At 36.3% G+C, this 14048-nt stretch carries 8 protein-coding genes and 2 pseudogenes; 3 read left to right on the forward strand and 7 right to left on the reverse strand.

Annotated elements, in window-relative coordinates; all coding sequences use genetic code 11:
* Positions 1-150: 150 nt before the first annotated feature.
* Both QWZ06_RS06930 and ahcY read right to left on the reverse strand, forming a co-directional pair.
* On the reverse strand, positions 151-939 hold the full coding sequence (locus tag QWZ06_RS06930) for a hypothetical protein (protein ID WP_290296724.1): 789 nt from the start codon (positions 937-939) through the stop codon (positions 151-153).
* Between the two features lie 99 nt (positions 940-1038).
* On the reverse strand, positions 1039-2352 hold the full coding sequence (ahcY, locus tag QWZ06_RS06935) for an adenosylhomocysteinase (protein WP_290296726.1): 1314 nt from the start codon (positions 2350-2352) through the stop codon (positions 1039-1041).
* 165 nt (positions 2353-2517) lie between these two features.
* Here ahcY and QWZ06_RS06940 point away from each other — a divergent pair, with 165 nt between their 5' ends.
* Together QWZ06_RS06940 and QWZ06_RS06945 are read left to right on the forward strand one after the other, a co-directional pair.
* Positions 2518-3036: a pyridoxamine 5'-phosphate oxidase family protein gene (locus tag QWZ06_RS06940; protein WP_290296728.1), complete on the forward strand. Its 519-nt coding sequence runs from the start codon at positions 2518-2520 to the stop codon at positions 3034-3036.
* 178 nt (positions 3037-3214) lie between these two features.
* Entirely contained in the window at positions 3215-3829 is a 615-nt protein-coding gene (locus QWZ06_RS06945; RefSeq protein ID WP_290296730.1) for a 4'-phosphopantetheinyl transferase family protein, read from the forward strand.
* Position 3830: 1 nt separating this feature from the next.
* Here QWZ06_RS06945 and QWZ06_RS06950 read toward each other — a convergent pair whose 3' ends face one another.
* The 5 genes and pseudogenes from QWZ06_RS06950 to porU all read right to left on the reverse strand — a co-directional run bounded on the left by QWZ06_RS06950 (position 3831) and on the right by porU (position 12235).
* The gene (locus QWZ06_RS06950) at positions 3831-4538 is read right to left on the reverse strand and encodes a DUF8737 domain-containing protein (RefSeq protein ID WP_290296731.1); all 708 of its coding nucleotides are present in this window, start codon (positions 4536-4538) and stop codon (positions 3831-3833) included.
* Between the two features lie 76 nt (positions 4539-4614).
* On the reverse strand, positions 4615-5970 hold the full coding sequence (locus QWZ06_RS27730) for an FUSC family protein (RefSeq protein WP_353959941.1): 1356 nt from the start codon (positions 5968-5970) through the stop codon (positions 4615-4617).
* A gap of 56 nt (positions 5971-6026) precedes the next feature.
* Positions 6027-6668 carry an FUSC family membrane protein gene (locus QWZ06_RS27735; protein ID WP_353959942.1) on the reverse strand — a complete coding sequence of 214 codons (642 nt, stop codon included), beginning with the start codon at positions 6666-6668 and terminating at the stop codon, positions 6027-6029.
* Between the two features lie 463 nt (positions 6669-7131).
* Positions 7132-8279, reverse strand: a pseudogene (porV, locus tag QWZ06_RS06960) (type IX secretion system outer membrane channel protein PorV).
* 59 nt (positions 8280-8338) lie between these two features.
* The gene (gene porU / locus QWZ06_RS06965; protein WP_290296734.1) at positions 8339-12235 is read right to left on the reverse strand and encodes a type IX secretion system sortase PorU; all 3897 of its coding nucleotides are present in this window, start codon (positions 12233-12235) and stop codon (positions 8339-8341) included.
* A gap of 165 nt (positions 12236-12400) precedes the next feature.
* On the opposite strand from porU, the pseudogene gldJ reads away from it, so the two are divergent.
* A pseudogene (gene gldJ, locus QWZ06_RS06970) lies at positions 12401-14001 on the forward strand (gliding motility lipoprotein GldJ).
* Positions 14002-14048 lie beyond the last annotated feature (47 nt).

The following is a 14048-nucleotide window of genomic DNA, read 5'->3' on the forward strand; positions in this document are numbered from 1 at the left end:
ATTACTTTTACCAACTTCTCCTAGCCCCATAGTAGCGGTTACCCCGGAACAGGAGAAGGGTTAGTTCAGGTGTGAGGAGTATGAGCGTATAGCGGGAATTAGCTTCAAAAATAATAAACTCCCCAAATTGGAGAGTTTTTATGATTGCTTTTATTGAGAAATATATTCGTAATCGTATTGAACATATTTTTTTCCATTGGCTTCTGTTCCGATAATCTGAACAGGAAGTTGAGAGCTATTGTATTGGATCTTGTAAGTAATAAATTGTCCCTGTTTCCAATTGCCGGCACTATCTTTATTGCTGATTTTTTCAGTTGTATAATTATTCACACTGATGCCATATGCTCCTCCCATGGTTATTCTCAAATATTTATTGAGATTGGTGTAAGGGCTTAGCTTATTGTCATAGGTAAATTCACTTTTATGGGAACTTCCTCCCAATGCAAAAGTGCTGGTTTCTGAAGAAACATTGTCTCCATTATACGTTATAGAAAAGGTTGTTGGGTAATCACAGTCTGCAGATTCACAATGAGTAGAAGATATCATTTTGCCGTTGACATCGTAGCCGTAAGTCATAGTTGATTTATCGGCCGAATTGGGGGTGATATATTGAACATTCACCAACTGATCTCCATTGTAATTATAGACAGAATTAGATTCTAACTTTTGTTCTTTAGCATAATATTTACTTTTTACAATCTTTCCATTGCTGTATTCAAAAGTGGTAGTACTAAATCTTGATTCAATTTTTATAACTTCTCCATTATTATTGTATGCGTATATGATGTCCTCAGGAATAGGATTAGGAGAGTAATCATAATAATTGATTGTTGCCTTACTCAATAATAATTTTTTGGGAGAATCATTATCATCACTACTGCAGCTGTTAGTAAAGGATGCAACTGCACCCATGATTCCCAGAAATAAGTATTTTTTCATGTTATTTTTTTATTTTTCAAAAATAAAGAATGCCTCGAGGTTGGGAAACAAAAAATCCCACTATTTTGAAATAGTGGGATAATATCATATTTTAGAATCTTAGTATCTGTAGTATTCAGGCTTGAATGGCCCCTTCACATCTACTCCGATATACTCAGCTTGTTCAGTAGAAAGAGTTTCAAGTTCTACGCTTAATTTCTTAAGGTGTAAAGCTGCTACTTTTTCATCTAAGTGCTTAGGCAGCATATATACTTCGTTTCCGTATGCCGCAGAATTGTTCCATAACTCGATCTGAGCCAAAGTTTGGTTAGAGAAAGAGTTAGACATTACGAAACTTGGGTGACCTGTAGCACATCCAAGGTTTACCAATCTTCCTTCTGCAAGGATGATAACTTCTTTTCCTTCGATGGTATAGATATCTACCTGAGGCTTCACTTCAGATTTAGTAGAGCCATAGTTTTCGTTTAACCAAGCCATATCGATTTCGTTATCGAAGTGACCAATGTTACAAACGATCGCTTTATCTTTCATCTTAAGGAAGTGCTCACCTCTTACGATGTTGAAGTTACCTGTTGTAGTGATGATGATATCTGCGTTATCTACCACAGTATCTAATCTTTTTACTTCATAACCGTCCATTGCAGCTTGAAGCGCACAGATTGGGTCAATCTCAGTAACTGTAACGATAGAACCAGCTCCTCTGAAAGAAGCAGCAGTACCTTTACCTACGTCTCCGTATCCGCAAACTACCACTCTTTTTCCTGCCAACATTACGTCAGTAGCTCTTCTTACAGCATCTACTGCAGATTCTTTACATCCGTATTTGTTGTCGAATTTAGATTTAGTTACAGAGTCGTTTACGTTGATAGCCGGCATTACTAAAGTTCCGTTTTTCATTCTTTCGTACAATCTGTGTACTCCGGTAGTTGTTTCTTCAGAAAGACCTTTGATATCTTTTGTAAATTCAGGGTATTTATCAAAAACCATGTTGGTTAAATCTCCACCATCATCAAGGATCATGTTCAATGGCTTCCTGTCTTCACCAAAGAATAAAGTCTGCTCAATACACCAGTCAAAGTCTTCTTCATTTAAACCTTTCCAAGCGTAAACAGGAATTCCAGCAGCAGCAATAGCCGCAGCAGCGTGATCCTGTGTAGAGAAAATATTACAAGATGACCAAGTAACTTCAGCTCCTAAAGCTACTAATGTCTCGATAAGCACAGCCGTTTGGATCGTCATGTGAAGACATCCAGCGATTCTTGCTCCTTTAAGCGGTTGAGATGGACCGTATTCTTCACGGATAGCCATCAAACCTGGCATTTCTGCTTCTGCAAGGGTGATTTCTTTTCTTCCCCATTCTGCAAGGGAGATATCCTTAACTTTATAAGGAACGTATTGTGTTGTTGTACTCATATGTAATGAATAAATTTAAATTCAATTGATAACGAAAGGCAAAATTACAATTTATAATTAAGATAAAAAAACGGCAGATCAATTTCAGTTTCATGAGATTAAACATGATTTAAAATTATTTAGTCTTAATATAAATAACTACTTTTAACTGATAAATACTATATTATGAATACGACTCATACAGAGAAAAAAGCAAAACCTGTTGCGCCTAAAGTAAAGGAGCTGATTGAAAGATCTAAAAGTGTAATTCTTGCTACTGTAGATGCAGAAGGAACTCCCAATTCCAGTTATGCACCTTTTGTACAGGTGGATAATGTATTTTATATTCTTGTTTCTTTTATGGCAAGACATACTAAAAACCTTTCTGAAGGAAGAAAAACTTCAATCATGTTTATAGAAGACGAATCGGCTACGAAACAGATCTATGCCCGTGAACGTTTAACGATAGAAGCAACTACTTCTCAGATTGAAAGAGACTCAGAAACATGGAATAATGTTGTTGTAAAACTAAAAGAAACTCACGGAAAAGTAGTGGATATCATTTCGGAGATGGGTGATTTTATCTTAATTGCTTTACAACCTACAAAAGGATCTTATGTGAACGGATTCGGAAGCGCTTATTTTGTAGATGCCAATCTGGAAATTGTAGAGCATAGAAATGATGCGAATCATCAGGCAAAATAAATAAGAAGGATGCTGGAAGAGGGAAGCAGGAGGTTCTGGTTGTTAAGCTCAATAGAGAATCTGCTTTTGAATAGATTTTCTAAATAAGCTTACATTTATTGTTATTGACAGATAGAAACTTCCATCTTCCAGCTCTCATCTTCCAACTTTTTCCTTATTTTTGTCGAATAAAAAAAGAATGCCCCTTTACCGCGATTTTTCAGATGATAATGCTACAATCCTTGTTTGGAAGTATGATGAAAGTGAAGAACTTGATATCAATGAACTTCTGGAACCGGAAAATGCAGAAAAAGTAAAGGATTACCATCCTAAAAAGCTCTTGGAAGTACTGATGGTTCGCAAGCTTCTGAAAGGCTTAAAACCGGATTCTAAGATTTTATACAAAGAAAGAGAACCTTTTCTTTCTCCATACGACGCAGAGATTTCCATTACCCATTCTTACCCTTTTGCAGCTATTGCTATTTCTAAAAATAAAATAGGAATAGACATTGAAAAATTCAATCCTAAGATTTTAAGGGTCATTGATAAATTTACCTATGAAAATGAAAGAGGGTTTATTCCTGAAGATAAAGCTGATACTTTTTACACCATTATCTGGAGCGTAAAAGAAAGCATGTATAAGATTCATCATTCCAAATACTGGTCTCTAAAGAAAAATTACGAGGTAAAACCTTTTGAGCTGAAACACCTTCATAAGATCAGCTGTCGTGTATATGACGAGCAGTTCTCAGATGAATTTAAAGCCAGAGTAGAATTTTTTGATGACTACTGCTTTACCATTGTTGAGGAATAATCTATTGTTGCTTTAGCAGCTGCCGTATTGACACCAAATGTCCAAAAAAGACAACAGGAACAATAAAAGTAGGAAGCCAGCTAAATGGAAAATACAGTATGGCAATATTAGGCTGATTAAATGCTATCTTTTGTAATGGTGATGGAGCTGAAAGGAAAGCTATTGTTACGATATTGAAAAGCAGGGCAAGACCTATGATATTCCATACCAAGATTAATTTTCTACTTATTTTCGACATTCTAATTCCATAATATGCAATGAATGGAGCTGAAATCCCTATCAGAATATCAAAGTTGATCCCCTTAAATGTCATGATCTCCGGTATCATTTTGTATAGGAATAGCTTATGTAAGGTTATTTCCACAAAAATTCTTATGATATTAAGATAAGTGATATGCAAAAGCGAAAGGCTGTCTATAAAGAGTTTCCCTTTTTCCAGATTAAAAATAAGGACTATGACGAAAATTGTTGGAAGGATGCCTAACAATACAATTTTGGGTGGAATAGAATTTAGATGATCACTATATATCCCATTCAAAGATAAAGCGGCCTGAATGAGTAGCCAGCCAAGCAGGATAAGAAAAATTATTCCTGCCCTGGATCGTATGCCCTGTGAATCAGAATTTTTGACTGCCCAGCAAAACAACAGCAGTGTGGCCAAGGTGATGAGTCCAAAAAATAATGAAAGAGTAAGCGGCAGATTTTCCATGGTTGATTTTTAACTAAGATATTATAATTCGTCAAAAATCAGATTGCCGTAAGACAAGAAACGAAAAGATGAAGTATTATGATTCTTCTACTTTTTCAGCTCTGTATTTTTCGATGACCTTTCGTTGTTCTTTGGCAACATCATAAATCAGTTCCAGAATATCGTGGATGTTTTTCAGCTCTGTTAAATGCGAAATTTTATCAGGATCTCTTCGATCAACAATATCATTTTCCTCAATCTCGGTTTTTCTTTTCATCAGCATATCCTCAATAGACGAATCTTCAGGCTCTAAACGGCTTTCCATTCTAAGCGTTTCGGTGATGTCGTTTCCGTTTAATAGAGTTGAGGTTTGCTGCATTTCTGCCTCTATTTTTCGGCTCCAGCTTTCTGCATCAATTTCAGGATATTGCTCGTTATTTTTAGAGTATTGAGAAAGAGAAGCGGTATAAGCCGTAATAAGATGTGATGTTGCTACAAACTGATGGACGACCTCTAATTTTTTCTGTTGGTTTTTAGGATCCGAAATCATTCGCTGGAAATTATCCGAAAGGTTAGCCAATGAAATGATGGCATTTTTTCGTTTTACTTTATAATCTTCAATATCGAAATTTCCCTGCAGGAACTTAGACATTACACTCTGGAAATAGATAAGGTTATCCGCAGCAGATTTTTTCATCAGATCCAGGTTCTGTGTATGTTCCCAAACAGGCAATACAATATAAGAGACGGCAAATGCTATAATCCCGGCAATAGCAGTATCTACAACTCTGTCTTTAAAAATAACATCTACTTTTCCGGGATTTAAAAAATTAAAACTCAGAAAAATATAAATTGTCATAAAGAGGACTGCCCAAAAATACTTTCCTTTCAGGAAACTGAAACACATAATCATACTGATCAGGAGAATGGCAAGTAAGACACTATTGATATGTATAAAATGCAATATAATATAGGCAATTGTTGCTCCTGTAACGGTTCCATAGAGACGAAGGAGATTTCTCTGCTTGGTAATGGAGTAGGCAGGTTTTAATATAGCGGTGATGGTAATTAAGATCCAATAGGTATGCCCTAATCCCAGAAAATCAAACATGGAAAAAAGATATCCTACCAACAAGGCCGTGGTAATTCTTATGGCATGGCGGAAATGCGAAGAGGATAATGAAATATTATTTCTTAAAACCTTAGAGTTAAGTTTTGGTTCATTAGGCATGAACTTCTTTAAGTCTAATCCCGTGGATAAACTTTTTGCCAACTTTACATCCTGTGAAAATACTTTATAAATCTCATTGATCTCCTTGGTGATTTCATTGATGCGCATCAGGATCTGACGCAGAACCATGAAGTTCTCTAAACTGTCAGGAGATAGTTGTTTATTTCTAAGTTCGAAGTAATTATAATTAAGATTCTTTAATTCCAATTCAAGATTAAACATAGGTTTTGCTCTTGTACCGCTTTGGAGAGCGATCCCAACATTGGTAATCTCTTCTGCTAAAGATTAAGATAATCATGGATGTGTACCAGAATCATACTGTCTTCAAAGCTTTGCTGTAGTTTCTGATAATCACTTTCAGAAGTCATCAGCTTTTCATGAAGATCCATAGAATTAAGAAACATCAACATCAATAAACGGCTAGTCGTCGTAGATTCATTGACGATGGTTCTGGTTTTAAAAACCGTTTCTCGGGTATCTTCCTGCAGGTTTTTTATTTCAATCTGCTTGGCAATAACCTGAGTCGTAAGTTTGTCGAAATCCGGATTCTTCTGGTAATAATTAGCTTTAATCTTTAAAAATTCTGCCAATTGAAGGTAGTTTTCTCCAATCATCTGACCGGCCAGTTTGTAAGGACGGATGGTTGTAACCACAAGGAATATCAATAGAAACCAGATACATCCGCAGGCAAATATCAGTAAGCTTTTAAAAATATCAGCTCCTGTAAGATGTCCGTCAATGAAGATGGCAAGTACCACCAGCGATAATGAGCCTACTGCTGCCAGTCGTTGACCATATACTCCAATTAAAGAGAAGAACATTCCAAAGACAATGATCTCCAGAAGAACAAATATTTTAAAGTCCATCACCAGACTTGCTATCAATGCCACAAAGACAAAGCAGCAAATAGCGAATGCCAATGCATTTCTTCTTCTTATAAAAGGCCCAGGCTGATCAGTCAGGGCTACAAACTGGTTCCGAGAGGGAAGAGGAAGTATTCTTTTAGAATTCCGAAGTGAGCAAGAACTAAACAAGGGAGAACAGTGGCCAATGTAATTCTGATTGCAGAATACAGATATTGACTGGTCACAAATTTTTTTAGTTCCGCCGAATAGTTCATACTACAAAAATAGCTATTGAATTTAAAAGAATAGCCATAAAAGAAAGACTTTTGTAAACTTAAATATTATATTTTTTTAATAAAGTCGGGGAAAATATCAGGAACGGGGATACGAGGATTGTCAATCGTCAATTTTTGCTTTGCAAAGTGAATGGTTAAATGGTTGAAATTGACGAGCACAGCGGATTGATGATCAAAAGTAGATGGAATAAAAAAGCCTCACGCGAATAAGGTGAGGCTTTTTGTATAATTGTTGAAATTGACTAACGTTCATTGTTGGATGTTTCTTCACCAATGTTCCAGGTAAGACCAAAACGAAGGGTGTTATCCAATGCAGTGTTCACTTTAGACATATTGATCAGGTAAGAAAGATCCAGTCCAAAAGAACGGTACTTTAATCCGATACCAGCAGTAGCAAATTGTCTTGCTCCTTGCTCTTCACTTTCATGGAAATAACCTCCTCTTACAGAGAAAGCATTGTCATAAGAGTATTCCAAAGCACCACTATACATAATACTGTTTGGATTTTTAAATGATTTTCCGATACCAGCTATTGGGCCAACATTTGGAATTTCATATTTAGGTCTTCTGTAAGCATCTACTCCAGTATATTCAGATCCCGGTACTAAAAGTTTTGAACCTTCTACAGAAATTCCAACTCTGTTTAAGTCATCTAAATACATATCGTATCCAATCCCTAATCTTGCCATAGTAGGAAGATAAGATCTGGATTCCTCATTTCCGGTATAGTCCAGTTTAGGACCTAGGTTTTGTATAGCAAGACCGGCATTCAATTTACCATCATAGCCTCCAAAACTTGAAAATCTCTCAGAAGTATAGTATGCTGAAATATCAACAGCAAAAGAGTTTGCTGCTTTAAGAGTATTATCTGTATTGAATCCTCCGGCTAAGTCTGAACGGATAAATCTACCGGTTACAGCCATAGAGTAGGAGTCGGAAAGTTTAAGACCATAAGCAACGTCAATGGAGAATTCATTAGGTTTTGATACCCCATTTGAAGTAACATCATTACCTACTAACTGAGTAAGGTCTACCTCTCCCATATTGAAGTAGTAGATACTTGCAGAAATAGTAGATCTTTCATCCTGCCCAAGAAATTTATGGAATGCTCCATATAATAAGAATACATCATTGGTAAGTTTTCCCATATAGGGTGTATAGGTAAGACCTATGGAAGAACTTGTTCTGCTAAAAGGATATTTAGCTGCATTCCAGAATTGTGAAAATGCATCAGGAGAGGTTACTACCCCTTGATCTCCCATACCTCCTGATCTTGCATCTGGTGCAATTCTCAGGAAAGGAGCTCCGGTAAGTACGGGATTTATTTGTGAATATCCCAGAAACCAGCACTTAACCCAAGTCCTAAAAGCAGTTTAGTAGTTAAATTCATATGTTGTCTTTTATATATTATCAGTTTTTTATTAATTTTATTATCTATGTGTTATATAATTATTTCAAAAGTACCATTTTTTCCACAGCAGTAGCGCTTCCTTTGCATTTTTCTTGGTTTTGACTTTTTGCAAATATCTTAAAAATATATGTACCTTTTGCTACAGTAGCTCCAAAATCATCTCTACCATCCCATTCTATAGCCTGGCGAGGAGTTCTGAAGCCTTGCAAAAATGGCTCTGCTACTACTGCCTGAGATAGCGTTTTTACCAATCTTCCCGTTATGGTATAGATCTGTACATTCACATCCAGGATATCATCACAATTGTGTTCAAACTGAACATATGTTTTATTGGTGAATGGATTAGGCCAGTTCAACGGACGGTTGATCGTCAGATGCTGGTCTGCTTCATCCTTAACTTCAAAATTTAACGTAGCAGTAGACGAATTATTGTTTATATCCCAAACTTTAAATGTTAATTGGTGTTGTCCGATGGCAAGGTTTCTGAAAGGATAGGTGACATTTCCTTTTTGATACTCAGCAAGACTTGGATTTAAACATCCATTTCCCTCTCCCGGAGCATAAAAATCATTAAGGATAACAGTATTGATTACCTGACCGTCTAAGTATACGGTAATATCATGACCTACACCTGATCCTGTAGAGTTTATTCCTGTATCATCCGTAAGACATGCCAAAAGCATTGGATTTTGATTGGTGATCCCGCCATCGGCAAAATTGGTATTGTTCATATACAGTTTCACTTTTGGTGGCTGATTGTCATTAATACCATTAGGATTGATGTCCCCAACCTGTACAGACTGGTTATTGAATACATCAGTTACCTTATTGTCTGCATATCCAAGTATTCTTCCTTCACCCACAGCATAATTGATATCTTTCGGTACATAGAATTCTGCAGTGAAAACTCCGTTTACTGCTGTTCCGGAAGCTTTTACGATAGCGCTTCCTTCCTCAGTATAATTGAGTACAGGGAATGACCAATTGTTGTTGTTGAGTGTTTTTTTATTTAATCTTTTATCAAAAATATTAATAGAAACTCTGCCGTTGAAGGTGCTATTCAAAGTTCCGTTAGGATTATTGATATGTCCTTTTATTTTAACAAAATCGAGACCTCTGATTAATCCCGGAACAGGTGTTTCAATGTTATCAATGGCTAATAATCTTTGTGGTCTGCTCAGTTTCATCGCCGGATCTCCCAGTACATTTACTCTAAAATGGTTTGGATTAACTCCTGTTTCTTTTTTCGCGTTTAAATGAGAATACCCTAAAGTATTAAAATCATCACTCGTTAATTTAAAAATATTTTTGGTAAAAGTATCGGTGAAATTACGTCCATAATCAATACTTATGGCACGGCTGGAAGTAATCATGGTTGCAGGACCTCCCTGTTTTAGTTTCATAAACTGCTCACCTGCAGAATTGGTAGCAGGCTCATCCCAAAGTGTAAATTCACAAGTTATTGTAGATACTAATGGGAATCTGCTGTATACGTTAGAAAAATTATTAGAATTCTGAATCTCAGTGGTAGTTAAGACTCTTTCCTGAGCCCAGCCGTTGATTCCCCCATGTCCAAAATAGAACAAATACAAACTATTCCCAATACTATTAGAGATCGCTTGATTCACTTGTGGATATCTTGGGCCTGCTGCTGTACTTTGTACCGTAAAGGCATCCTGATACAGTTTTCTTACATTGTATTCTTTCAGAGTCTGTACACCCGGTTGTTCAAATATATTGACCAATGATTTGTTCATGACATCATGGAAAGGACCATCACCTTCTGCGTTGTCATCCACCACAAAATCTAGCTTCATTCTCCAGTCTCCAAAAGGGCTAGATTGCCCCGGAAGAGCATTGTAATAAGCCAGAGTTTTATCTATCATGTTGGCTGCCTCCGTATTATTGGTCGCAGGAATTCTTCCCACAGGCAAATCTGGTAGATTGTATATGATATTAGGCGCATTTTGGGGTTGAGTCATAACAATATAGTCATCCGTAACGAAGGATTGTATATAATCTGCTGAATGCTCACTTTGATAAGAGGTAACAATATTGTTATTGTTGGGAACCCTATTCTTATAATCATAAGAAGTATCCCCTAATATGAATACATATTTAAGTCTGCCCTGAGGAGTATTTAATTTTGTAACAAAATCTCTAACTGCAGTAAGATCTTTACTTCCGCTTCCGAATTCTTCATAGACCTTATTAACATCTACAATTTCTACTTTATAATTGTTTTTTGTCTGATGATAATTGGCGAGTCTTTGTGCTTGCCCCATCAATTCAGGTACAGTAAGAATAAGATAATCTATATTGTTGATGGCAGAAAGATTCTGATTTGCAATTCTTCCTACAAATTGAGGCGTAAAAGCAGCATCAGCACGGAAAGCTACAAATTCATTATTGAAATTCTGATCAGCAGCTGTATAGGCAAAATTGAAAGAGCCTGCACCAGCTTTATTCACCCTTCTGTTAGCATTGGTAATATCTGTAACATCCCATACCTGTTCTATAGAAGATGCATTGGAAATACTGAAGCCATACTCTGTATTACTTCCACTGGCAATAGAAAAATCTCTGAAATTCATTTGACTGCCATTGAAAGAAAGATTCTCTTTATACTGTACTTCAACGTAATCAAAGTAGAATGCCCCATTAGGGTTTTTAGAAATATCCGGATTATATTTTAATACAATTTGATTTCCAGTCTGATTGGTAATAACCCCGTTATATCTCATCGGATAGAAATTGTACTGATACGTTGCCTCATCAGTAGGAACACTATCATGAAACGGATTAAGATCATTGATCTTAATATCAATAGAGTTTTGCTGTGATCTGTATCCTATTACCTGTGATCTGTATTTTATGACATCAGTAGGCTGCATAGGAGAATTAGTAGTAAGGGTAATTACCTTTTCAGTACTGAAAGGAGCATCTTCTACCCATATCCTACCTACTTTTAATAAATTTTTCTGATCATTGTTGATCACTTGATAGTTGTCATACCTGCTAATCATTTGGGCAGGTAAATTTCCATCTACAGTACCTACTCTTTTTCCTGTCCCTTTATCAAAATTGATATAGTAATAGGAAAAATCATCATATATATTTTTAAGGTTATTGCTTGTATCTGTTCTTGACTCTTTTCTTTTGAAACCATTTCCATTGTTGGTATCATAAAGGTTGTATCCATTAGGACCCTGTGCATAGAATAAAGCATAGTCGTTATCATTCCATACTCCGTCATCTTCACCTACTACCTGTATAGCATTTTCCTGTAAAGAACTGTATCGTGCATCCTGATTGAATTCAGGAAGCATAACTCCTCCATTTCCATAGATCCTCATATTTTTTGGATTGACAGAAGAAGGGTTAATTCCATTATCTCTTAGAAACTGAGCTGTAATTTTAAAGACCCCGGATTTGTCTACCTTTATTTTGTAAAAGCTTCCGCTGGCAAGAGGATTGCCCGTAGTTCCTATTTTATTGACACTTTTAAAAGTATTGATAGGAGTAGAAGTCTCAGAAACATTAAACGAAGATAATCGCTGAACACGTCCATTGGTATATTTAAATAACCCTACACTGATACTTGCATATCTTTCTCCATCCAAGGTATAATAGGTTACCTCTGCAATGTCATGATCGGGAAGGCTTCCCTTGTTTAGTTCATATAAATCCTGATTGGAAACTCCGTCCCAGGCAAGGTCAGAAATTTTTAGCTCCCTCTCTCCGATTTTTTGCTTTGTTACTATAAAAACATTATTTTGGCTGAAAGAAAAACCTTCATTTTTAAAATTAGGAAGATTTAATTTTGTGTCGCCAAAATCTTGAATTTTAGAACCATTCCATTCTATGGTGTTTCTTTGAGCGTAAAGTGTTGATGCAAAAGCGATTAAAGATAAAAGCGTGATTTTTCGTCTCATGTTTATTATTGAAATTGCTAAATTACAAAATAAATGAAAATTTTAGAATTAAATTGTAATACAATAAAATTAATTTGTTATCGTTGTTCAAAAAAATCAAATCTTTATTTGATTTATTGAATAATTTATTTTTTCTTTGTACTCTTGAAAATATTTATATCGACTATGAAAAAACTAAAGTTGTTTTCATTAATAGCATTAAGTTCTACACTTGCATTAACCAGCTGTGGCGGATCAGGAACCAGCAAAGGTGGCGGTACCAAAAAATTTGTCAGTAAAACGGGTTGGAAACCAAACGAAAAACAGGGTTGGTTTTTTGCAGGAAAGCAACAGAAGCAGAAGGGTTGGCCGGGAATGGTATATGTAGAAGGTGGAACTTTTACAATGGGATTAGTGAAAGATGATGTTATGCACGATTGGAATAACACACCACGCAGAATGCAGGTGAGTTCATTCTTTATCGGAGAAACAGAAATTACTAACTACGAATACCGCGAATACCTTACATGGTTGAAGTATGTATTCCCTCCAAGTGATCCTAGCTTTAAGGAGATCTATAACGGTGCTTTACCGGATACCTTATTATGGGACAACAAATTATCTAGAAACGATTATAATGAACCTACCTTCGTTCTCCGGAATTCGATTACTATCCGGTAGTAGGAGTTTCTTGGACTCAGGCAAACAGATACTGTGAATGGTTGACAGACAGAGCTAATGAAAAAGCTTTAATGCAAGCTGGTATCATTGCTAAGGATATGTATATCAACGAATCCAATAACCAGGGTGGTACTGCATTCAACATGGATAAATTCAAAGCGAATGATCCTGAAATGCAAGGCTATATCAACGAAAAAAGAATGCAGCAGAAAGCTGGTATGAAAACTACCAACCAAAGATTGCTAGCTGCAAACAGAGCACCTAATGGAGCAATGGTTCAGAAATTCAGACTTCCTACTGAAGTTGAATGGGAATACGCAGCATTAGGGATGGCAAAAACTAGAGAATATAACCAATACCTAGGTAAAAAACCTGAAATCGAAAGATTAAGAGGTACCAAAGGAAGAGATAGAGGAATGTTCCTTGAAAACTTTAAAATGGGTAAAGGAGATTATTCTGGTATCGCCGGATGGAAGAACGATGGATCTGCACAAACTTCAGATGTAAGACAATATCCGTCTAACGACCTTGGAATCTATGGTATGTATGGTAACGTTGCAGAATGGACTGCTGATGTTTACAGACCTATCATCGATGAAGATTATAACGATTTCAACTACTACAGAGGAAACATGCCTCAGGCAATCGTAAGAAACGGTGACGGAACTTACAAAATGATTGACGAAGGAACAATCAAGTATGATACATTATCTGATGGTAGATTAGTATACAAAGGACTTCCAGGACAATTCGAAAGAGAAACAATTGCTGATTACAGAAACTATAGAGATGGTGATAAACAATCTTCTTTAGAATACAGAAGAGAATCAGATTCAGCTGCAGGGTTTGATATGTACAATGCTCCTCGTCAGAGATTCGTTGTAGATGCAGGCGGTAGAGTGAAAATGCAAAAAGATGCTAAAGACAGAACTTCAACGATCTCTAACGAAGTAAGAGTTGTAAAAGGAGGTTCTTGGCAAGATACTGCATACTGGTTGGATCCGGGACAGAGAAGATATAAAAACCAAGGTAGAGCTTTTGGTTGGGTTGGGTTCCGTGTTGCACAGGATGCCAGAACAAACGACAAGAGCAGAACAAGAAGATAATATTTATCAAAATACTTTTAAAAAACCTTCCGGATTTTCGGAAGGTT

The organism is Chryseobacterium tructae, from assembly GCF_030409875.1.
Lineage (GTDB): Bacteria > Bacteroidota > Bacteroidia > Flavobacteriales > Weeksellaceae > Chryseobacterium > Chryseobacterium tructae.

What these genes read in the sequence shown, in the direction of transcription:
- QWZ06_RS06930 (WP_290296724.1), bottom strand. Translation starts at nt 939, where the DNA reads ATGAAAAAATACTTATTTCTGGGAATCATGGGTGCAGTTGCATCCTTT.
- ahcY (WP_290296726.1), bottom strand. Translation starts at nt 2,352, where the DNA reads ATGAGTACAACAACACAATACGTTCCTTATAAAGTTAAGGATATCTCC.
- QWZ06_RS06940 (WP_290296728.1), top strand. Translation starts at nt 2,518, where the DNA reads ATGAATACGACTCATACAGAGAAAAAAGCAAAACCTGTTGCGCCTAAA.
- QWZ06_RS06945 (WP_290296730.1), top strand. Translation starts at nt 3,215, where the DNA reads ATGCCCCTTTACCGCGATTTTTCAGATGATAATGCTACAATCCTTGTT.
- QWZ06_RS06950 (WP_290296731.1), bottom strand. Translation starts at nt 4,538, where the DNA reads ATGGAAAATCTGCCGCTTACTCTTTCATTATTTTTTGGACTCATCACC.
- QWZ06_RS27730 (WP_353959941.1), bottom strand. Translation starts at nt 5,970, where the DNA reads ATGTTTAATCTTGAATTGGAATTAAAGAATCTTAATTATAATTACTTC.
- porU (WP_290296734.1), bottom strand. Translation starts at nt 12,235, where the DNA reads ATGAGACGAAAAATCACGCTTTTATCTTTAATCGCTTTTGCATCAACA.